Raw genomic sequence first — 18953 nt, forward strand, 5'->3', positions numbered from 1 at the left:
ATAGCGCTGGAAGCTGCGGGTCAGATGCCCTCGGACCTCGGCCGTGTTTTGGCTGGAGCAGGCCTGCAGGACCAGGTTGTAGCGCGAGTGATCGTCGAGCACGGTGAGTGGATGGCAGCGGCGATTGCCGGCCACAAAGTCGCCCTTGAAATCCATCTGCCAGAGGTCGTTGGGGGCGGCATGCTCGAAGCGTTGCCAGGGCATGGCCTCAGCGCTCTGCTCGGCACCGATCAGGCCGTTACGGCGCAGGATGTGGGTGATCGTGCTGGGAGCCGGCACGTCTTCATGCCCCAGCCGCATCAAGCGGTGGGCCAGCTTGCGTCCACCCCAGGCCGGATGCTGCCGGCGCAGGGATAGGACCTGCTCTGNGACAAGCAAAGAAAAAGTAACTCGCCCTTAGGCGAAATAAACCCTCAGGGATCCACGGCACCTGACCGGCGTCGTCGCCGGCATCCCGCTGAGGTTGATACCTGAACGCTTCGCCCCTCACCCTCGCCCTCTACCCTCGCGCGGGGAGAGGGAGAAGAGTGCGGGCGCAAGCTCCCTGCCGACTATCTTAGTTCGCGCAGGCATCAGGACCTAACGGAACTCCGTATTTCCGAAGCGCCCATAAAAAAAGCGCCGGGGGTTCCGGCGCCAAGTACACCCCACTCTTGGACAGTGGATTCTTCAGAAGAGCTCGATGGCGCCCGCCTGCATTGACTGCTGCGCCACCGGCTTGTGCACCGGCTGGCGCCAGTTCTCGCTGGCGGCGGCCGCCGGGGCCGGCTGGCCGGAGCCCTCGGCCTGGATCGACTCGATGCGGCGCAGATGGCGCTCGGCCGAGCCCAGTGCCTGGGTGACGATGTCCTCGAACTGCAGGCAGCGCACGGCCTGGCCCACCGACTGGGCAATGTGCTCGCGGGACGCCGACACCTCGCGGATGCCCGCGGTCAGGCTGCCGTTGACCTCCTCCACCTGGCGCAGCAGGCGTCCCGCCTCGTCGCGTGCCTCGGCACTGGCGCTCATGTCGCGCGAGGCCATCTCGCCGACCGTCTCGCGCACCTTGGCCACCGCATCGCGCGAGCCGGTGACCAGCTTGCGGATCTGTTCGTTGAAGCTGGTGGAACGCTCGGAGAGGTTGCGCACCTCCTCGGCGACCACCGCAAAGCCGCGGCCCGCCTCGCCGGCGCGCGCCGCCTCGATGGCGGCGTTCAGCGCCAGCAGGTTGGTCTGGTCGGCGATGGTCTTGACGTCGCCCAGCAGATCGAAGATCGCGTCGAGCTGCTTGACCATCTCGTCGATCTGGCCGGCGCTGGCGGCGCTCTGCCGGCTGGCCTGCGCCAGCGATTCGACCAGGTTGTTCATCAGGGCACCGGCGGTGCCGGTGAAATGACGCACGCCGCCGCCCTCCTGCTCGCCGTTGCGGCTGAGAATGCGGGCTACGGCGGACTGCTGCACCTGCGCCTGGCGGTTCATGTCCTCGAAGCTGCCGCCGAGCTGGCGGGTGGCCTCGGTCACCAGCTGCCGCACGCGGGCGATCTCCTGCTGCGCGCCCTGCATCTCCGCGCTCATGCCGCGGCGCAGTTCGGACAACAGCTGCCGCTGAGATTCGCCCGACTCGCGCAGGCCCTTCAGCTCGGCTTGCGCCGCCTGGCGCTCGCGCCAGAATTCGCGGCCAGCCCAGGCCCAGCCGGCGGCCATCAGCAGCAGGCTGGCGGCGTCCACCGCGGCCGGCAGCGAGGCCAGCAGCACCGCAAGATGCACGGCGGTCAGCGCCAGCGCGGGGAAGAGCATTTTGTTCAGGTTCATGGGGCGATCCTGTCGGTTCATTGGGTCCAGGCAAGCAATTGCCCGGCTATGCGGTCCAGAGGCAAGACCTGTTCCGGGGCCTGCAGGCGCACGGCGGAGCCGGGCATCCCCCAGACCACGCTGCTGGCCTCGTCCTGCACCAGGGTATGGGCTCCGGCCTTGCGCAGTTCCAGCAGGCCGCGGGCGCCGTCGTCACCCATCCCGGTGAGGATGGCGGCCACGGCGTTGCTGCCGGCATTCTTCGCCACCGAGCGGAACAGCACGTCCACGCTCGGCCGGTGTCGGTTCTCCGGCGCCGCGTCGGTCAGCCGGCAGACATAGCGGGCACCGTCGCGCACCACCGTCAGGTGCAGCCCGCCGGGGGCGATGTAGGCATGGCCCGGCACGATCAGCTGGCCGTCGGCGGCCTCGCAGACCGACATGGCGGAGCTGCGGTTCATGCGCTCCGCGAAGGGGGCGCTGAACGCGGCCGGGATATGCTGCGTGATGACGATGGCCGGGGCGTCCGGCGGCATCTGCTCCAGCACCACCTTGATCGCCTCGGTGCCGCCGGTGGAAGCGCCGATGGCGATCAACCGCTCGGTGGTGCGGAACGGCGTGCTGCGGCGCGCCGGGACGGCGGCGGCGGGGCGCGCGCCGGCCGGTCCTCGCGGACGGGCCCGCGCCACCGCCTTGAGCTTGGCGCGCAGTTCCTCGGCGTATTCGTGCAGGCCGTGGGAGACGTCGATCTTGGGCTTGGTCACGAAATCCACCGCCCCCAGTTCCAGCGCCTGCAGCGTGATCTCGGCGCCGCGCTCGGTCAGCGAGGACACCATCAGCACCGGCAGCGGATGCAGGCGCATCAGGTTTTCCAGGAACGTGAGGCCGTCCATGCGCGGCATTTCCACGTCCAGCGTCAGCACGTCGGGCTTGAGCTGCTTGATCTTGTCGCGCGCCACGTAGGGATCGCAGGCGGTTCCCACCACCTCGATCTCCGGATCGCCGGAGAGGATCTCGCTGAGCAGGCTGCGCACCAGCGCGGAATCGTCCACCACCAGGGTGCGGATGCGGTTCATTCGAATAGCTCCACGGAGCCGCCCTTGGGCTCCTGGCGCAGGCGGCTGAAGTAGCGCGTCTCGTCCGCCGCCACCTGGCCGCGCTCGACGGCCGGCAGCTTGCGCAGCATCACGCGGCCGCTGCGCGGAAAGTAATGGACATGCCGAGGACAGTTGTCCAGCAGGTCCTGCGACAGCACCGGGATGCTTTCGCGTGCCAGGTAATCCAGCACGAAGGCGGCGTTGCGCTCCCCCACCTTGTTGTACTGGAAACTCGGCAGCATCGCGCCGCCGCCGAAGACCTTGGCCTCCAGGCGGCTGCGGGCGGCCCCGTGCTTGAGCAGCTCGTTGATCAGCATTTCCATGGCATAGCCGCCATAGCGCGCCGACTCGCTGGCGGCACCGCCGGATTCGCTGTCGGGCAGCATGAAGTGGTTCATGCCGCCGACGCCGGCCAGCGGGTCGCGGATGCAGGCCGACACGCAGGAGCCCAGCAGGGTCGTCAGGATGCAGTCCTGCGTGGTCACGACGAACTCTCCGGGCAGCACCTTGACCACCTGCGCGCTGTAGCGCGGGTCGTAGTACGGCACGGCGGCCTCGGAGGCGGTGCTGCGGGCCTTGCGCATCGCATACATCAGTTCCCGGCCTTTGCCGCGCGACGGTATACCGTGCGCCCGCAGGGCGACACGACGTCGGCGGCGTGGAAGAAGCTCTCCGAGTGGCCCGCGAACAGCAAGCCGTCCGGCGTGAGCAGGGGCGCCAGCCGGCCCAGCAGGCGGTGCTGGGTGGGCTTGTCGAAGTAGATCATCACGTTGCGGCAGAAGATCGCCTGGAACGGTCCCCGCATCGGCCAGTGGTCCGCCAGCAGGTTCAGGGGACGGAAGCTGACCAGGCGGCGCAGCGGCTCGGCGATGCGGCAGTAGCCTTCCATCGTCCCGGTGCCGCGGCGGAAGAAGCGCTGCCGGCGCGCCTCGGACAGGCGCTCGATGCGCTCCAGCGGGTAGACGCCGCGTTCGGCGGTGGCCAGCACCTGGGTGTCGATGTCGGTGGCGAGGATGCGCACCGGCGGATCGTCGCGGCCGAAGGCCTCGATCGCCGTCATGGCCATCGAATAGGGTTCCTCGCCGGTGGACGAGGCCGAGCACCAGAGCCGCAGCGTCGCCCCGCGCGGCTGCGACCGCAGGTGCTCCGCCAGGATCTCGAAATGATGCGGCTCGCGGAAGAAGGCCGTCAGGTTGGTGGTCAACGCATTGGTGAAGGCCTCCCACTCCGGGTGCGCCGGATCGTCCAGGCGGCCCAGGTACTCGTCGAAGGAATCCAGCCGCAGCGCGCGCAAGCGGCGCACCAGGCGGCTGTAGACCATGTCGCGCTTGGCCGGCGCCAGCGAGATGCCGGCGCGGCCATGGATCAGCGAGCGCACCCGCTCGAAATCGCTGCGCGCGAAGGCGAACTCGCGGCTCTCAGCCAGCGCCATGGGACCCTCGGGCCGCGGACGGCTCCTCGCCGGTGAACTTCGCCAGCAGGGGCCGCAGGGGACATTGGCCGCGGCCCTCCGCCGGCAGCACGCAGCCGGCTTCGCTGAGGCTCAGGCCCCAGTTGGCCAGCAGGCGCAGCCAGGGAGCCGGCTCAGGCATCGCGGATTCGGCGGGGATCGCAAGGGACATGGCGCTTCTCCTGGGGAGCCGGGCTCAGAACTCGGTCCACTGCTCGTCGTGGCGCTCGCCGGAGCCGGTGCCGCGCGCCGGTGCCGTCGCCGGACGCCGGGCCGGGGCCGCCGGGCGGACCGCCGGACGCGCCGCCGGGGCGGGCCTGGCCGCGGCACTGCGTGCCGGCGCCGCGGGAGCGATGGCTGCGAAGCCGGCAGCCTGCTCGTCGAGGCGGAAGCGGCTGACCGAGGACTGCAGTCCGCCGGCCTGTTCTTCCAGCGAGCGGGCGGCGGCGGTGGCCTCCTCCACCAGGGCGGCGTTCTGCTGGGTCACCTCGTCCATCTGCGTGATGGTCTGGTTGACCTGCTCGATGCCCTGGCTCTGTTCCTGCGAGGCGGCGGTGATCTCCGACATGATGTCGGTCACGCGCTTCACGCTGGTGACGATCTCGTCCATGGTCTTGCCGGCCTGCTCGACCAGCTTGGAGCCGTTGCCGACCTTCTCGACGGAGTCGCCGATCAGGCTCTTGATCTCCTTGGCGGCACCGGCGGAGCGCTGCGCCAGGCTGCGGACCTCGGCCGCCACCACCGCGAAGCCGCGGCCCTGCTCGCCGGCGCGGGCGGCTTCCACCGCCGCGTTCAGCGCCAGGATGTTGGTCTGGAAGGCGATGCCGTCGATGACGCTGATGATGTCCACGATCTTCTTCGAGGACTCGTTGATCGCCGCCATGGTGGTCACCACCTCGCTGACCACCTGGCCGCCCTTGACGGCGATGTCGCTGGCACCGATCGCGAGCTGGTTGGCCTGCTTGGCGTTCTCGGCATTCTGCTTCACGGTGGAGGTCAGCTCCTCCATGCTGGAGGCGGTCTCCTCCAGGCTGGCGGCCTGCTGCTCGGTGCGGGCGGACAGGTCGGTATTGCCGGCGGTGATCTCGCGCGAGGCGGTGTTGATGGTGTCGGTCGCGTTCTTGATCTGGCTGACGATCGCGGTCAACTGCTCCACGGTCTTGTTGGCGTCGTCCTTCATCTGGCCGAAGGTGCCCTTGTACTCGGCGGTGATCTTCTCGGTGAGGTCGCCCTTGGCCAGGGCGCCCAGCACGCGCACCACCTCGTTCAGGCCGGCCTCGTTGGTCTGCAGCAGCTGGTTGATGTTCTCGGCCAGCATCTTGAAGAAGCCATCCTTTCCTTCCAGCGCGACGCGGCGGGTGAAGTCGCCGTTGGCGGCGGCGCCGACGATGTCCGAGACCTCGTTCTCCACCGCCACCTCGGCGGTGCGGTTGCGCCACTCCACCACCGTGCCCAGGCGCTCGCCCTTGTCGTTGACGATGGGGCTGGCGATCAGGCCGAAGGTCAGGCCGGAGACCTTGATCTCGGTGCGGTAGGAGCTGCGCAGGTTGGACAGCATGCCCTGCTGGTGCGCCGGATTCTTGTGGAAGACGTCGATGCTGGCACCCATCAGCTTGCGGGCGTCGAAGTGCGGCAGCGCCTTGCGCAACTCGCTTTCGGCCTTGACCAGCATCTCGCCGACCGCGGCGTTCATGTAGACGATCTCGCGGTCGTTGTTGGCGATCATGACGTTGCCGGAGACGTTGTCCAGCGCGTTCTTGATGCGCAGGTTCTCGTTGGCCAGCTTGCGCTCGGCCTCCAGGCGCTCCTGCTCGCGCTTCTGGGCTTCCAGCTCCAGGGTCATGTCCTTCCACTCGACGACGTAGCCCAGGCGCTTGCCCTGCTCGTCGTTGATCGGGTTCAGGATCAGGGAGAAGGTGCGGCCGCCCAGCACCAGGCTGGCCTTGTGGGTATGCGTCATCTTGGCCAGCAGGCCGCGCTGGTAGGCCGGGTTCTTGTGGAACAGGTCGATGTTGGTGCCGACCACGCTGCGGGCATTGAAGGCCGGAACGTCCTTCTTGATGTCGGCCTCCGCCACCTGCAGCATCTCCTTGATCGAGTGGTTGACGTAGACCACGTTGAGATCGGCGTCGGCGATCATGACGTTGGTCACCACCACGTCCAGGCCCTGCTTGACGCGGGAAGTCTCGGCGGCCAGGCGCTGCTCGCGCTCCTGGGCCGCCAGCTCCACGGTCAGGTCCTTCCATTCGACCACGTAGCCCAGGCGCTTGCCCTGCTCGTCGTTGATCGGGTTCAGGATCAGCGAGAAGGTGCGGCCGCCCAGCACCAGGCTGGCCTTGTGGGTCGAGGTCATCCGGGCCAGCAGGCCGCGCTGGTAGGCCGGGTTCTTGTGGAACAGGTCGATGTTGGTGCCGACCACGCTGGCGGCGTTGAAGGCCGGCACGTCCTTCTTGATGTCGGCCTCCGCGGCCTGGAGCATGGTCTTGATCGAATCGTTGACGTAGACCACGTTGAGGTCGGCGTCGGCGATCATCACGTTGGTCACCACCACGTCCAGGCCCTGCTTGACGCGGGTGGTTTCCTGCGCCTTGACCAGCTCGGCGCTGCGGGCGGCGGCGATGCCGTCGAGCATCAGGTTGACGCTCTGGCAGAGCGAGCCGACCTGGCCGGACTTGTCCTCCATCGGCACGCGCTGCGACAGGTCACCCTGCCGGGCGGCGGACAGCACGGACTGGGTCTGCTCGATCGCCGAATGCAGGGACTGCGCGGCATGCACCTGCGCCGTGATGTCGGTGGCGTACTTGACCACCTTGAAGGGCTTGCCCTTGGCATCGAAGATCGGGTTGTAGCTGGCCTGGATCCAGATCTCGCGGCCGCCGTTGCCGATGCGCCGGTACTGGCCGGCGTCGTACTCGCCGCGGCCCAGCTTCTCCCAGAACAGGCGGTACTCCGCGGTCTGGCGATGGGCGGCATCGACGAACATCGAATGGTGCTGGCCGCGGATCTCCTCCAGCGAGTATCCGACCGCCTGCAGGAAGTTGTCGTTGGCATTGAGGATGCGGCCGTCGAGCGAGAACTCGATGACGGCCTGGGCCTTGCTGATGGCGGCGATCTGCCCTCGCAGGTCGGCGATCTCGCGGGCGGCACCGGCGGCGGCCGGCGCGGCCTGCTTCTTCGGGGCGGCGGCACGACGTGACTTGGCCGCGGACGGGGTGGATTTGGCTTTGGGCTTGGCTTTCATGGGGATGTCCTGGGTCCTGGGTTCAGTGCACGGCGGCGCTGTCCATCAGCGCCATGTCTTCGCTGCTCATCAGCCGCTCGATGTCGATCAGGATCAGCATGCGCTGCTCCAGGGCACCGATGCCGGTGATGAACTTGGTGTTGATGCCGCCTCCGAACTCGGGGGCGGGCCTGATCTGCTCGGCGGTGAGCTGCATGACGTCGGAGACGCCGTCGACCACCACGCCGACGATGCGCCGGGCGACGTTCAGGATGATCATCACCGTGAACTCGTTGTACTCGGCGCGCTCGAGATTGAACTTCAGGCGCAGGTCCACCACCGGGACGATGGTGCCGCGCAGGTTGATCACGCCCTTGATGAAGGACGGCGCATTGGGGACCTTGGTGACGGTGTCGTAGCCGCGGATTTCCTGCACCTTGAGGATATCGACGCCGTATTCCTCGGCGCCGAGCGTGAAGGTCAGGAACTCGTTCGGATTCTCGTCGACCGGGCCTGCGGCCGGCCGGGTTTCCGCGATGCTGGGGGTGGGGGCGGTCATGGGGTCTCTTCCCTGTCTGACGGGTGCTTCAGGCCGCAGCGGCGCGGGCATAGCCCCGCACCAGTTCGGCAACGTCGAGGATCAGCGCGACACGGCCATCGCCGAGGATCGTGGCCCCGGAGATGCCGCCGACGCGGCGGTAATTGGCTTCGAGCGACTTGATCACCACCTGCTGCTGGCCGACGAGTTCGTCGACCTGGGCGGCGACCTTGCGGCCCTCGGACTCCAGCAGCACCAGGATGCCGGCCTCGGGCTCCGGTGCATCGGTGCGGATGCGGAACAGTTCGTGCAGCGGCGCCAGCGGCAGGTACTCGTTGCGCACCTTGACCACGCGCGCTCCGGCGGACAGCGTGCGGACCTGTCCCGCCTGCGGCTGCAGCGACTCCACCACGCAGTTCAGCGGTACGATGAAGATGTCGTCGCCGACACGCACCGACATGCCGTCGAGGATCGCCAGCGTCAGCGGCAAGCGGATCGTCACGCAGGTCCCCTGCCCCGGGCGCGTCGAGATCTCGATCTGCCCGCTCAGCGCCTGCACGTTCTTCTTGACCACGTCCATGCCGACGCCGCGGCCGGACACGTCGGTGACCTGCTCGGCGGTGGAGAAGCCGGGGGCGAAGATCAGCTGCCAGACATCGGCATCCACCGGGTTGGCCGGCACCGGGATGCCGCGCTCGGCCGCCTTGGCCAGGATGCGCTCGCGGTCGAGCCCGCGCCCGTCGTCCGCCACCTCGATGACGATGTGGCCGCCCTGGTGCGCCGCGCGCAGCGTGATGGTACCGGTGGGATCCTTGCCGGCGGCGATGCGCTGCCCGGCATTCTCCAGGCCATGGTCCAGGGAATTGCGCACCAGGTGGGTCAGCGGATCGGCGATGCGCTCGATCACGCCCTTGTCCAGCTCGGTGCCCTCGCCCACGGTTTCCAGGCGGATCTGCTTGCCGAGCTTGGTGGACAGGTCGCGCACCATGCGCGGGAAGCGGCTGAACACCGCGTCCACGGGCAGCATGCGCGTGGCCATCACGGCCTCCTGCAGCATGCGGGTATTGCGGTCCAGAAGGGACAGGCCCTGCAGCAGCTTCTCGTTCTGCACCGGGTCCAGGTTGCCGGCGATCTGCTGCAGCATGGCCTGGGTGATGACCAGTTCGCCCACCAGGTTGATCAGCGCGTCGATCTTCTCTGTGCCCACGCGGATGCTGCCGGCATCGCCGGAACGGCGTTCCTGCGTCGGTTCCTTGCCGCCTTCGACAACCTTCAGTTTCGGCTTCTCGGCCCCTCTCCCCTCGGGAGAGGGGTTGGGGTGAGCGACGGCGCCCGCAGCAGGCGGCTGCGCGTCCTTTGCCCCCTCTTCCTCAGCCGAGGGGAGAGGCAGGATTTCAAGCTCGCATTCGTCCTCGACCCAGGCGAACACGTCGCGGACGGCGCCCTCGTCGCAGTCGCCGCGCAATTCCACCGTCCAGGACAGGTAGCAGGTCTCCGGCGCGGCATCGGCCAGGGCCGGCAGGGCCTGGCTGTCGCAGGCGATGCGCGCCTGGCCCAGGCGGTCCAGCTCGCGCAGGATGCGCAGGGGATCGTTGCCGCTGGCGAAGATATCGGACTTGGGCAGGAAGCGGATCTTCCAGCCCGCGGCGGCCGATGCCACCGCTACCGGCGCGACCGCCGCCGGCTTCATTTCCAGGGCCTGCTCCAGCTCGGCGCCGAGGCGGGCCACCGCGTCCACGTCGGCGGCATCGCCGCCGTCGGCGGCGCGCAGCATGGCGCGGGTCACGTCCACCGAGCGCAGCAGCAGGTCCACGTCGGCCTGGCTGACCTGGCGCTGGCCGGAGCGCACGCGTTCCAGCAGGGTCTCCAGCAGGTGCGTGAAGCCGGCGACGGCGGTGAAGCCGAAGGTGCCGGCGCCGCCCTTGATCGAGTGGGCGGAGCGGAAGATCAGGTTGATGGTTTCGGCATCGGCCTGGCCGACGTCCAGCCGCAGCAGCGCAGCCTCCATCGCGTCCAGTCCTTCGAGGCTTTCGTCGAAGAACGCCCGGTGGAACCGGCTCAGGTCGATGTTCGACATCGGCGGGCCTAGCTCAGCACGCGCTGGATCGTGGCGACGAGCTGCTCGGGATTGAAGGGCTTGACCAGCCAGCCGGTGGCGCCGGCCGCCTTGCCTTCCTGCTTCTTCTCCGGAGTGGATTCGGTGGTCAGCATCAGCAGCGGCGTGAACTTGTAGTCCGGCAGGCCGCGCAGCGCGCGCACCAGGGACAGGCCGTCCATGTTCGGCATGTTGACGTCCGCCAGCACCAGGGAGAACTTCTCCTGGCGCGCCAGTTCCAGCGCGGCCAGGCCGTCGGCGGCCTCCGCCACGTCATAGCCGGCGGACTTCAGCGTGAAGCTGACCATCTGCCGCATGGAGGTCGAATCGTCGACCGCGAGAATGCGGCTCATGCTTCCTGCCTCGCGAGCTGCAGCAGCGTGGTGACGCCCAGCAGCGCCGCGGCGCTGCGCAGCGCCTCGGTCGGCTGGCGCCAGTGGGTTTCGCGGCCGGCGGTGCGGCGGTCCTGGCAGAACATGCAGAACAGCTGCAGCGCGGCAGTGTGGATGCGGGCGACGTCCTGGGCTTCGAGCGTGACCACGCCCGGGTTGTCGACCTGCGCCAGCAGATCGCGGTACAGGCTGGCGGCGACGTCGATGCCAAGGTCGGCGGGCAGGGAAACCGAGGCCGCGGCGGGGGAAGCGGACGGGTTTCCGGCGTTGGGTTCGGACATGGATGCACTCCGGTGAGCGGACGAGGGGGTAGGTGCAAGTCCCGTTCCCTCCGGCACTCGCCGGCTTTCCGGCGTTTTGCCCGACGCCGGCCCGGGGACGAACGGAGCCTTCCGGAGCACGAACGGCGCCCCGGAGGGCGCCGTCGGGTATCCGCAACGGGGAGAAGGGGCGCGCCGGCGCAAGGCGCCGCGGGCCTAGGCGAGCAGCGGCAGGTTCGCCAGCAACCTGGCGGGGTCGAGCAGCGTCAACAGTTCGCCGGAGCGGGAGACCATGCCGCGGATGCCGGCCTCGGCCTGGCCGCCGCCGGCCGCGGGCGCCGGCTTGATGGCGGCGTCGGCCAGCTTGCGCACGTCGGCCACGCGGTCCACGCAGAGGCCCAGCGACTCACTGCCGTGGTCCACCACGATGATGCGGGTCTGCGCATCGGCCACCGGCTCGAAGCCGAAATGGCGGCGCAGGTCCACCACGGTGACGACGCTGCCGCGCAGATTGATCACCCCCAGCACCAGCGGCGTGGTGCCCGGCACCGGCTCGATGCTGGTATCGGCCAGCACTTCCTGCACGGCCGAGATCGGCAGCCCGTAGACCTGGTCCGCCATCTCGAAGCAGACCCAGCGGCTCAGCACCTGATCGTCACGCCTGGATCCGCTCATGCCCCCGCCTCCTGCTGCAGTCTTTCCAGCGTGCCCGCGGGCACGACCACGGTGGTCCCGGTCTTGCGCAGGGCCTGCTCGCCCAGCTCCGGCGCCGGCTGGTTCTCGTCGGCCAGCACCACGATGACGACGCGGCGGTTGCGGTTGCGGCCCTCGGCCTGGCGGTTGTCGGCCACCGGGTGGTACTCGCCGAAGCCGGCCACGGTCATGCGGACCGGATCCACGCCCTCGCGCATGAACAGGTGCACCACGCTGGCGGCGCGGGCCGCCGACAGCTCCCAGTTGGACGGGAAGGTCGGCGTGTTGATCGGGATGTTGTCCGTATGCCCTTCGATGCGCAGCTTGTTGCCGAAGGGGCTCAGGATGCCGGCCAGGCGCGAGAGCACCGGCCAGGCGGTCTCCGCGACGGCCGCGGAGCCGCTGGAGAACAGGATGTCGGTGCGGATCTCGATCTCCAGCCAGAAGTCGGTGCGCTTGACCACGACCAGGTCGCGGCTGATCAGGTCGCCCAGCGCCTGCTCCACCGCGGCCGCCATGCGCTGCAGGTGCTCTCGGGCCTGCGCCTCGGCGGCGCCCTCGGCACGCGGGGGCTGCACGAAGCGGTTGCGCAGCGCCGGGTCCTCGCCGCCGACGGCGGCGGCCTTCTCGGCGCCACGCGGCGGCAGCACCTGGATGCGGCTCTGCTCGTCGCCGCGCTGCTGCTTGCCCATCTGGATCGGCTTCATCGAGCGCGGCGGGCCGCCGAAGGCCTCGCTCAGGGCGTCGGCCAGGACGCGGTACTTGCCCTCGTTGACCGAGGACACCGCATACATCACCACGAACAGCGCCAGCAGCAGCGTCACCAGGTCGCCGTAGGGGATGGCCCAGGCTTCGTGGTTCAGATGCTCTTCGTGTTTATGTTTTCTGGCCATCTCTTCTAAGTGCTGGGTGCTGAGGACGAAGCACGCCCCTGTCAGTGCAAATAGCCTTTCAGCTTGGACTCGATGTTCCTGGGGTTCTCGCCCTGCGAGATGGAAATGAGCCCCTCGATGATCATCTCGCGCACGCGCGTCTGGTCGGCGATCACCGACTTGAGCTTGGAAGCCATCGGCAGGAAGAACAGGTTGGCCGAAGCGATGCCGTAGATGGTGGCGATGAAGGCCGCCGCGATGCCATGGCCCAGCTTGCTCGGGTCGGCCAGGTTCTTCATGACCGCCATCAGGCCCATGACCGCGCCGATGATGCCCAGCGTCGGCGCGTAGATGCCCATGCCTTCGAAGACCTTGGCGCCCTGGGTGTCGAAGTGCTCCTTGCTGGACAGCTCCACCTCCAGGATGTTGCGGATGGCATCCGGCTCGGCGCCGTCCACCAGCATCTGCAGGCCTTTCTTGATGAAGCTGTCGCTTTCACCCTCGACCACGCCCTCGAGGGCCAGCAGTCCCTGCTTGCGGGCGATGCCGCTCCATTCGACGATGCGGCCGATCAGGGCCTCCGGATCCTGCTGGGGCGGAACGAAGACCCACTTGACGATCTTCATGGCGTGCTTGAACACCGCGCCGGGCGTCTGCACGAAGATCGAGGCCAGCGTGCCGACGATGACGATGACGAAGGCCGCCGCGCCGAACAGCGAGGAGACGCCGCTGCCCTTGAGGATGCTGCCGCCGATCAAGGCGACGAAGGCGAGTACGATGCCGGTGGCGGAGAGCTTATCCATGCCCGTTTTCCGAGGTTAGCGGCCGCGGGGCGGCCAGCGATTGACGATAGGCCTGCACCAGGCCTCCCAGGTCCAGGATCAGCGCCACCTGCCCGTCGGGCATCACGGTGGCGCCGGCCACGCCGGTGAGTCCGCGCAGCGAGGCGCCGAGCGGCTTGATGACCACTTCCTCGCGGCCGCGCACCTCGCTGACGACGAAGCCGTAGCGCTCCTCGTCCACCGTGGCCACGGCGACATGGCGCTGGGCGCCGCTGGAGGCCGCCTGCAGCCAGGGATCGAGGTAGACCAGGCGCAGCGGCTCGTTGCGGACCATCACCACGTCCCAGCGGTCCAGCTTGCGGACCCGGGTGTCGTCGAGCACGAAGACATCGCGGACCGGGCTCAGCGGCAGCGCGTAGCGGCGCCCGCCGGCGTGCACCATCAGCGCCGACAGGATCGCCAGCGTCAGCGGCACGCGGATGCGGAAGCAGGTGCCCTGCCCCACCTTGGATTCGATGGCGACATGGCCGTTGAGTTCGCGGATGCGCGAGCGCACCACGTCCATGCCGACGCCGCGGCCGGACAGGTCGGAAATCTGCTCCTTGGTGGAGAAGCCCGGCAGGAAGATCAGGTCCAGGCATTCCTCGGGGCTCATCTGCTGCGCTGCGGCGGGATCCACCAGGCCCTTCTGCAGGGCCTTCTGGCGCAGCCGGTCGGGGTCGATGCCGGCGCCGTCGTCGCGCACCGTGATCAGGATATGGTCCCCCTGCTGCTGCGCGGCCAGGGTGAGACGCCCGGCCGCGGGCTTGCCCGCGCGCTGCCGGACCTCCGGCATCTCGATGCCGTGGTCCACGCTGTTGCGCACCATGTGCACCAGGGGATCGGCCAGGGCCTCGACCAGGTTCTTGTCCAGGTCGGTGTCCTCGCCCTGCAATTCCACCTCGATCTGCTTGCCCAGGCCGCGGGCGACGTCGCGCGCCAGCTTGGGAAAGCGCGAGAACACCCGCTTGATCGGCTGCATGCGGATCTGCATGACCGCGCCCTGCAGCGCGCGGGTGATGAAGTCCAGCTCGGCCACCGCCCGCGACACCGGGTCGGAGGCGGAGCGCTGCTGCAGCGACTTCAGGCGGTTGCGTACCAGCACCAGTTCGCCGACCAGGTTCATCATGCGGTCGAGCTTCTGGGTATCGACGCGGACCTGGGCCTCGGCGGGCGCGGCCTTGCCTGCCTCTCCCTCCGGGAGGGGCCGCGCCGCAGGCGCGGGCGGGGGAACAGCGGCGGCAGGAGCGGCGGCCTCGTCCTTCACCGTCCCCTCTTTCCCGGAGGCGGAAGGTCTCTCGACGATGGCGGCCGGCGCCGCGGGCGCCTTGCCCTGCAACTGGTCCAGCAGGGCCTCGAATTCATCCTCGGTGATCGTGTCGCCGGATGCGGCCCTCACTGGCTCGGGAGCCGCCACCGGCTGCGGCGCGGGCGCGGCGGCGCAGGCCGCCAGCGTGCGCAGCGCGTCGACCAGGTCCTCCGGTGCCGCGCGCGGGGGCTCGTCCTTGGCCACGGCATCCAGCATCAGCTGCACCTGGTCCAGCGACTGCAGCAGGCAGTCCATCATGGTGCTGTCGAGCTTCACCTGTCCGCTGCGCAGGCCGTTGCAGACATCCTCGGTGACGTGGCACAGCTCCACCAGGGGATGCAGTTCCAGGAATCCGGCACCGCCCTTCACGGTATGGAAGGCGCGGAACACGGCATTGAGCAGCTCCGGGTCGCCCGGGGCCTTTTCCAGCTCGATCAGCTGCTCGGACAGGCGCTGCACCAGCTCGCCGGCCTCCTGCAGGAAATCGCGCTTGATGTCGTCGTCGACGCCGCTGCTCATGGTCAGAACCCCAGGCTCGCCAGCAGTTCGTCGGCGTCCTGCTGGCTGTGTCCGGTACCGGGCAGCGCCGGACCCTCCAGGCCGCGCGGCGCCACCGGCTTGATGGGGGCCGACACCGGCCGGGAACCGGCGGCGCGCAACAAGTCCAGCAGGGCCTGCTCGACATTGCGCACCAGGCCGATCACGCGCTTGATGGTCTGCCCGGCGATGTCCTGGTATTCCTGGGCCTGGGCCAGTTCGGTGAGCTGGTGGCGCAGCGTCACGGTGTCCTGCAGGATCGCCTGGCGTCCTTCGGATTCGGGCATGGCGGTGGCCCGGGCCAGGATGCCGGCGGCCAGCAGGCGGCTGCTGTCCACCAGGTCGAGGGTGCGGTGGGCGGCCTGCTCGGTGACCTGCACGACATAGTCCAGGCGGCCGCAGGCGTCGGGGATGCCGCTGCCGGCCAGGTCGGAGAGGCGCGAATCCAGGCCCAGTTCGCCGAGGGCGCGGTGCAGCTCGCGCGTCAGCCGCGCCAGGTGCACGAACAGGCCCTCCTCGCGAGCACGCAGCAGTTCGGCCAGGCCGGCCTCCACCGCCGCATCGTCGCCGGACTCGACCGCGGCCAGCAGCTTGCGCAGGCCGGAGGCCAGGCGCAGGCGCTCGTCGGACGCCACCGCGGCGTTCATTACGCCGCCTCCGCCGCGCGCTGGAAGATCTTGTCGATCTTCTCCTTGAGCGTGACCGCGGTGAAGGGCTTGATGATGTAGCCGTTCACGCCGGCCTTGGCGGCCTCGATGATCTGGTCGCGCTGCGCCTCGGCGGTCACCATCAGCACCGGCAGCTTGGCCAGCTTGGCGTCGCCGCGGATGGCCTTGAGCAGGTCGATGCCGGTCATGCCGGGCATGTTCCAGTCGGTGACCACGAAATCGAAGCCGCCGGCCTGCAGCAGCGGCCAGGCGCTCTTGCCGTCGTCGGCCTCGGTTGTATTGGTGTAGCCCAGGTCGTTGAGCAGGTTCTTGACGATGCGGCGCATGGTCGAGAAGTCGTCGACGATCAGTATTTTCATGTTCGGATTCATGGGGTGTGCTCCGGGGTGTGTCTTGCTCTCTCTCAGGCCTTGGCGGTCCACTCCGCCAGGCGCGAGCGCAGGCGCAGCAGCGCCTGGCCGTGGATCTGGCAGACGCGCGATTCGCTCACGTCGAGCACCGCGCCGATTTCCTTGAGGTTCAGTTCGTCGTCGTAGTACAGCGACATGACCAGGCGCTCGCGCTCCGGCATGCCGGCAATGGCGCCGGCCAGGGCGGCGCGGAATTCCTCGCGCTGCAGCAGGTCGGAGGGACCGTCGCCGGGGTCGGCATAGTCCATGGCCTCGCCGTCGTCCTCGTCGCGCTGGGCGTCCAAACTGATGACCTGGCAGCGAGCGGCGTCCTGCACGATGTCGTGGTACTCGCCCAGCGGCAGCCCGAGGCGGTCGGCCACCTCGGAGTCGCGAGCCTCGCGGCCGGTGGCCTGCTCGATCTGGCGGATCGCGTCGCTGACCTCGCGCTGGCGGCGGTGCACCGAGCGCGGAGCCCAGTCGGTGTGGCGCAACTCGTCCAGCATGGCGCCGCGGATGCGGATGCCGGCGTAGGTCTCGAAGGAGGCGCCGCGCTCGCCGCTGTAGTGGCGCGCCGCCTCCAGCAGTCCGATCACGCCGGCCTGGATCAGGTCGTCCAGTTCCACGTGGGAGGGCAGCCGCGCCGCCAGGTGCAGGGCGATGCGCCGCACCAGGCCGGCGTGGCTGCGCATCAGCTCGGCCTCGTCGGCGGGCGGCAGCGGCCGCAGCTGCGCGTTCACGCCAGCGCTCCGGCGGGACGGGCCTGCGAGACCAGGCGCTCGACGAAGAATTCCAGGTTGCCGCGGGCACCCTCGGGGCGCCCCCAGCTCTCGATCTTCTTGGCCAGCGTCTTGAAGGCGTGGCTGGACGGACAGTTCGGGTAGGCATCCACCACCGAGCGCTGGCGCCGCACGGCGCGCCGCAGCCAGTCGTCGGCGGGCACCATGCCCATGAAGTCCAGGGTCACGTCGAGGAAGCGCTCGGCCACCCGGCGCAGGTTGTCGAACAGCTCGCGCGCCTCGTTGCCGCTGGCGACCATGTTGGCCAGCACGTGCACGCGCTTCACGCCATGGTCGCGGTTCAGCACCTTGATCAGGGCGTAGGCATCGGTGAGGGACGAGGGATCGTTGGTCACCACCACCACCACCTCCTGGGAGGCCTGGCTGAAGGTGATGACGCTGTCGGCGATGCCGGCGGCGGTGTCCACGATCAGCACGTCCAGCGGCCGCTTCAGCTCGCTGAAGGCATGTACCAGGCCGGCGTTCTCCACCGGCGTCAGCTCCGCCATGCGGCGCTTGCCCGAAGAGGCCGGGATCACCATGACGCCGGCCGGCCCGCTGAGGATGGTGTCCTCCAGCGAGCACTGGCCCTCGATGACGTGGGACAGGTTGTGGGTCGGCTGCAGGCCCAGCAGCACGTCGACATTGGCCAGGCCCAGGTCGCCGTCGAGCAGCATCACCTGCTTGCCTTCGCTGGCCAGGGCCACCGCGAGGTTGACCGAGACGTTGGTCTTGCCGACGCCGCCCTTGCCGCTGGTGACGGCGATCACCTGCACCGGCCGCGGCTGGCGCAAGCGCTGCAGGCCCGAGGCCTGGTTTTCAGGAACCGGCATGGAGGACTCCGTACTGCAGTGCGAGCGTGCCGTCCTGCGGCAGCGCGGGGTTCTGGCGGGTGAGCTGCATGGCGCGCAGCACCAGCTGGTCGGCGCGCGCCAGGTGAAGGTCCTCGGGCACGCGCTGGCCGTCGGCGAGGTAGCCCAGCGGCAGCCGGTGGCGGATCGCGGCGGAGAGGGCGCCGCCGATGCGGGTGGCCTCGTCGAGCTTGGTCAGGACCAGGCCCTCGGGCCTGGCCGGCTTGAAGCGGCGCACGATCTCTTCCAGGTCGCCGGCCTGCTGCGTGGCGCTGAGCGTCAGCAGCACGCGCATCGGGCTGCGGCTGCCGTGGAGTTCGGCGAACTGCGCCTGCAGCTGCTGGTCGCGCGGCGACAGGCCGGCGGTATCCACCAGCACCAGCTTGCGGTCGGACAGGCGGAACAGGGTGCGGGCCAGCTCCTCGCCGTTGGCGGCGGTATGCACCGGCACGCCGAGCAGGCGGCCGTAGGTGAAGAGTTGCTCCTGGGCTCCGACGCGGTAGTGGTCGGTGGTGACCAGGGCGATGTCGCGAACGCCGTGGCGCTCGGCGTAGCGTGCGGCGAGCTTGGCGATGGTGGTGGTCTTGCCGACGCCGGTCGGGCCGACCAGGGCGAAGATGCCGCCGTCCAGGATGAAGTCCTTCTTCACTACCGGGATGCGGCGCGACAGCAGGCCCAGCGGCAGGAAGCGGGCACGCTCGCCGTCGGCCTGGGCCGGCATCTCGTCGAGGATGGAGCGGACCAGTGCCGGGTCGATGCCGATGTTGGCCAGGGCACGCAGGGCTGCCATGCGTTCCGGCTGCTGCTCGCGCAGGTCCTTCCACATCAGGCTGGCGAACTGCTGCTCCATCATGCGGCGCACGCCGCCGATCTCGCGGCGCAGCTGCTGAAGCTCCGGCGCGGCCGGGGCCGGCAGCGGAGCGGCCGGACGGGCCGCGGCAACCGCGGCCGGAGCCGGCGCGGCGCGGCGCGGCACGGGCGGCGCAGCCGGAGCCGGGGCCACGGCCGGCGGCGGCGGCTCGGCGGCGGCCGTGGCGGCGCGCTGGGCCTGCTGCATCAGCGCGGCATCGTAGTCCACCGCGGCGACCACCTCGACCCCGCCGTCGATGCGGCGGTTCGACAGGATCACCGCGTCGGGGCCCTGCTCCTCGCGCACCAGCCGGATGGCTTCGCGCATGTTCTTTGCCAGGAATCTCTTGATCTTCATGTCAT

Annotated in this window: 19 protein-coding genes and 1 pseudogene; all 20 read right to left on the reverse strand. The window is 69.3% G+C overall.

Going from position 1 to position 18953, the window contains the following annotated elements; genetic code table 11:
• A pseudogene (locus C3942_RS08450) lies at positions 1 to 372 on the reverse strand (transposase family protein); the annotation flags it as partial.
• A gap of 297 nt (positions 373 to 669) precedes the next feature.
• Complete coding sequence (locus tag C3942_RS08455; protein ID WP_207766025.1) at positions 670 to 1791, reverse strand: methyl-accepting chemotaxis protein; 1122 nt, start codon at positions 1789 to 1791, stop codon at positions 670 to 672.
• 17 nt (positions 1792 to 1808) lie between these two features.
• Positions 1809 to 2846: a protein-glutamate methylesterase/protein-glutamine glutaminase gene (locus C3942_RS08460; RefSeq protein WP_104229953.1), complete on the reverse strand. Its 1038-nt coding sequence runs from the start codon at positions 2844 to 2846 to the stop codon at positions 1809 to 1811.
• Positions 2843 to 3460 (reverse strand): chemoreceptor glutamine deamidase CheD, encoded by a 618-nt coding sequence (gene cheD / locus C3942_RS08465; protein WP_104229954.1) that lies wholly within the window; start codon positions 3458 to 3460, stop codon positions 2843 to 2845. Before cheD ends, C3942_RS08460 begins: the two co-directional genes overlap by 4 nt.
• Positions 3460 to 4299: a CheR family methyltransferase gene (locus tag C3942_RS08470; RefSeq protein WP_104229955.1), complete on the reverse strand. Its 840-nt coding sequence runs from the start codon at positions 4297 to 4299 to the stop codon at positions 3460 to 3462. Before C3942_RS08470 ends, cheD begins: the two co-directional genes overlap by 1 nt.
• Positions 4286 to 4489, reverse strand: coding sequence for a hypothetical protein (locus tag C3942_RS08475; RefSeq protein WP_104229956.1), 204 nt, complete (start codon positions 4487 to 4489; stop codon positions 4286 to 4288). Before C3942_RS08475 ends, C3942_RS08470 begins: the two co-directional genes overlap by 14 nt.
• 24 nt (positions 4490 to 4513) lie before the next feature.
• Complete coding sequence (locus tag C3942_RS22845; RefSeq protein ID WP_104229957.1) at positions 4514 to 7558, reverse strand: methyl-accepting chemotaxis protein; 3045 nt, start codon at positions 7556 to 7558, stop codon at positions 4514 to 4516.
• A gap of 22 nt (positions 7559 to 7580) precedes the next feature.
• Positions 7581 to 8096 (reverse strand): chemotaxis protein CheW, encoded by a 516-nt coding sequence (locus tag C3942_RS08485; protein ID WP_104229958.1) that lies wholly within the window; start codon positions 8094 to 8096, stop codon positions 7581 to 7583.
• 28 nt (positions 8097 to 8124) lie between these two features.
• Positions 8125 to 10152, reverse strand: coding sequence for a chemotaxis protein CheA (locus C3942_RS08490; protein ID WP_104229959.1), 2028 nt, complete (start codon positions 10150 to 10152; stop codon positions 8125 to 8127).
• A gap of 8 nt (positions 10153 to 10160) precedes the next feature.
• A complete protein-coding gene (locus C3942_RS08495; protein ID WP_104229960.1) occupies positions 10161 to 10523 on the reverse strand; it encodes a response regulator in 363 nt (120 codons plus the stop codon).
• On the reverse strand, positions 10520 to 10843 hold the full coding sequence (locus C3942_RS08500; protein ID WP_104229961.1) for an STAS domain-containing protein: 324 nt from the start codon (positions 10841 to 10843) through the stop codon (positions 10520 to 10522). The genes C3942_RS08495 and C3942_RS08500 overlap by 4 nt, the downstream gene beginning before the upstream one ends.
• Positions 10844 to 11038: 195 nt before the next feature.
• Positions 11039 to 11497, reverse strand: a complete 459-nt coding sequence (locus C3942_RS08505; protein WP_104229962.1) for a chemotaxis protein CheW — start codon at positions 11495 to 11497, stop codon at positions 11039 to 11041.
• Positions 11494 to 12408 (reverse strand): flagellar motor protein MotD, encoded by a 915-nt coding sequence (gene motD, locus C3942_RS08510; protein ID WP_104229963.1) that lies wholly within the window; start codon positions 12406 to 12408, stop codon positions 11494 to 11496. The genes C3942_RS08505 and motD overlap by 4 nt, the downstream gene beginning before the upstream one ends.
• A 41-nt stretch (positions 12409 to 12449) precedes the next feature.
• Entirely contained in the window at positions 12450 to 13190 is a 741-nt protein-coding gene (locus C3942_RS08515; RefSeq protein WP_104229964.1) for a flagellar motor protein, read from the reverse strand.
• Complete coding sequence (locus tag C3942_RS08520; RefSeq protein WP_104229965.1) at positions 13183 to 15036, reverse strand: chemotaxis protein CheA; 1854 nt, start codon at positions 15034 to 15036, stop codon at positions 13183 to 13185. Before C3942_RS08520 ends, C3942_RS08515 begins: the two co-directional genes overlap by 8 nt.
• Positions 15037 to 15038: 2 nt before the next feature.
• Positions 15039 to 15701, reverse strand: coding sequence for a protein phosphatase CheZ (locus tag C3942_RS08525; protein ID WP_104229966.1), 663 nt, complete (start codon positions 15699 to 15701; stop codon positions 15039 to 15041).
• A complete protein-coding gene (locus C3942_RS08530) occupies positions 15701 to 16093 on the reverse strand; it encodes a chemotaxis response regulator CheY (RefSeq protein ID WP_104229967.1) in 393 nt (130 codons plus the stop codon). Before C3942_RS08530 ends, C3942_RS08525 begins: the two co-directional genes overlap by 1 nt.
• Positions 16094 to 16125: 32 nt before the next feature.
• The gene (locus C3942_RS08535) at positions 16126 to 16803 is read right to left on the reverse strand and encodes an RNA polymerase sigma factor FliA (protein ID WP_104230257.1); all 678 of its coding nucleotides are present in this window, start codon (positions 16801 to 16803) and stop codon (positions 16126 to 16128) included.
• A 44-nt stretch (positions 16804 to 16847) separates the two neighbouring features.
• Positions 16848 to 17723 (reverse strand): MinD/ParA family protein, encoded by an 876-nt coding sequence (locus tag C3942_RS08540; RefSeq protein ID WP_104229968.1) that lies wholly within the window; start codon positions 17721 to 17723, stop codon positions 16848 to 16850.
• Positions 17710 to 18948, reverse strand: coding sequence for a flagellar biosynthesis GTPase FlhF (gene flhF, locus C3942_RS08545; protein WP_104229969.1), 1239 nt, complete (start codon positions 18946 to 18948; stop codon positions 17710 to 17712). Before flhF ends, C3942_RS08540 begins: the two co-directional genes overlap by 14 nt.
• Positions 18949 to 18953: the final 5 nt, after the last annotated feature.

This window comes from Solimonas fluminis (genome assembly GCF_002930645.1).
In the GTDB taxonomy this organism is placed as follows: Bacteria; Pseudomonadota; Gammaproteobacteria; order Nevskiales; family Nevskiaceae; genus Solimonas_A; species Solimonas_A fluminis.

Bases quoted from the DNA above. Each gene is read 5' to 3' on its own strand.
- C3942_RS08515 (WP_104229964.1), bottom strand. From the start codon at position 13,190: ATGGATAAGCTCTCCGCCACCGGCATCGTACTCGCCTTCGTCGCCTTG.
- C3942_RS08475 (WP_104229956.1), bottom strand. From the start codon at position 4,489: ATGTCCCTTGCGATCCCCGCCGAATCCGCGATGCCTGAGCCGGCTCCC.
- C3942_RS08490 (WP_104229959.1), bottom strand. From the start codon at position 10,152: ATGTCGAACATCGACCTGAGCCGGTTCCACCGGGCGTTCTTCGACGAA.
- C3942_RS08535 (WP_104230257.1), bottom strand. From the start codon at position 16,803: ATGCGCAGCCACGCCGGCCTGGTGCGGCGCATCGCCCTGCACCTGGCG.
- C3942_RS08505 (WP_104229962.1), bottom strand. From the start codon at position 11,497: ATGAGCGGATCCAGGCGTGACGATCAGGTGCTGAGCCGCTGGGTCTGC.
- C3942_RS08485 (WP_104229958.1), bottom strand. From the start codon at position 8,096: ATGACCGCCCCCACCCCCAGCATCGCGGAAACCCGGCCGGCCGCAGGC.
- C3942_RS08455 (WP_207766025.1), bottom strand. From the start codon at position 1,791: ATGAACCTGAACAAAATGCTCTTCCCCGCGCTGGCGCTGACCGCCGTG.
- C3942_RS08540 (WP_104229968.1), bottom strand. From the start codon at position 17,723: ATGCCGGTTCCTGAAAACCAGGCCTCGGGCCTGCAGCGCTTGCGCCAG.
- C3942_RS08530 (WP_104229967.1), bottom strand. From the start codon at position 16,093: ATGAATCCGAACATGAAAATACTGATCGTCGACGACTTCTCGACCATG.
- C3942_RS08495 (WP_104229960.1), bottom strand. From the start codon at position 10,523: ATGAGCCGCATTCTCGCGGTCGACGATTCGACCTCCATGCGGCAGATG.
- C3942_RS08460 (WP_104229953.1), bottom strand. From the start codon at position 2,846: ATGAACCGCATCCGCACCCTGGTGGTGGACGATTCCGCGCTGGTGCGC.
- motD (WP_104229963.1), bottom strand. From the start codon at position 12,408: ATGGCCAGAAAACATAAACACGAAGAGCATCTGAACCACGAAGCCTGG.
- C3942_RS08470 (WP_104229955.1), bottom strand. From the start codon at position 4,299: ATGGCGCTGGCTGAGAGCCGCGAGTTCGCCTTCGCGCGCAGCGATTTC.
- C3942_RS22845 (WP_104229957.1), bottom strand. From the start codon at position 7,558: ATGAAAGCCAAGCCCAAAGCCAAATCCACCCCGTCCGCGGCCAAGTCA.
- cheD (WP_104229954.1), bottom strand. From the start codon at position 3,460: ATGTATGCGATGCGCAAGGCCCGCAGCACCGCCTCCGAGGCCGCCGTG.
- C3942_RS08500 (WP_104229961.1), bottom strand. From the start codon at position 10,843: ATGTCCGAACCCAACGCCGGAAACCCGTCCGCTTCCCCCGCCGCGGCC.
- flhF (WP_104229969.1), bottom strand. From the start codon at position 18,948: ATGAAGATCAAGAGATTCCTGGCAAAGAACATGCGCGAAGCCATCCGG.
- C3942_RS08525 (WP_104229966.1), bottom strand. From the start codon at position 15,701: ATGAACGCCGCGGTGGCGTCCGACGAGCGCCTGCGCCTGGCCTCCGGC.
- C3942_RS08520 (WP_104229965.1), bottom strand. From the start codon at position 15,036: ATGAGCAGCGGCGTCGACGACGACATCAAGCGCGATTTCCTGCAGGAG.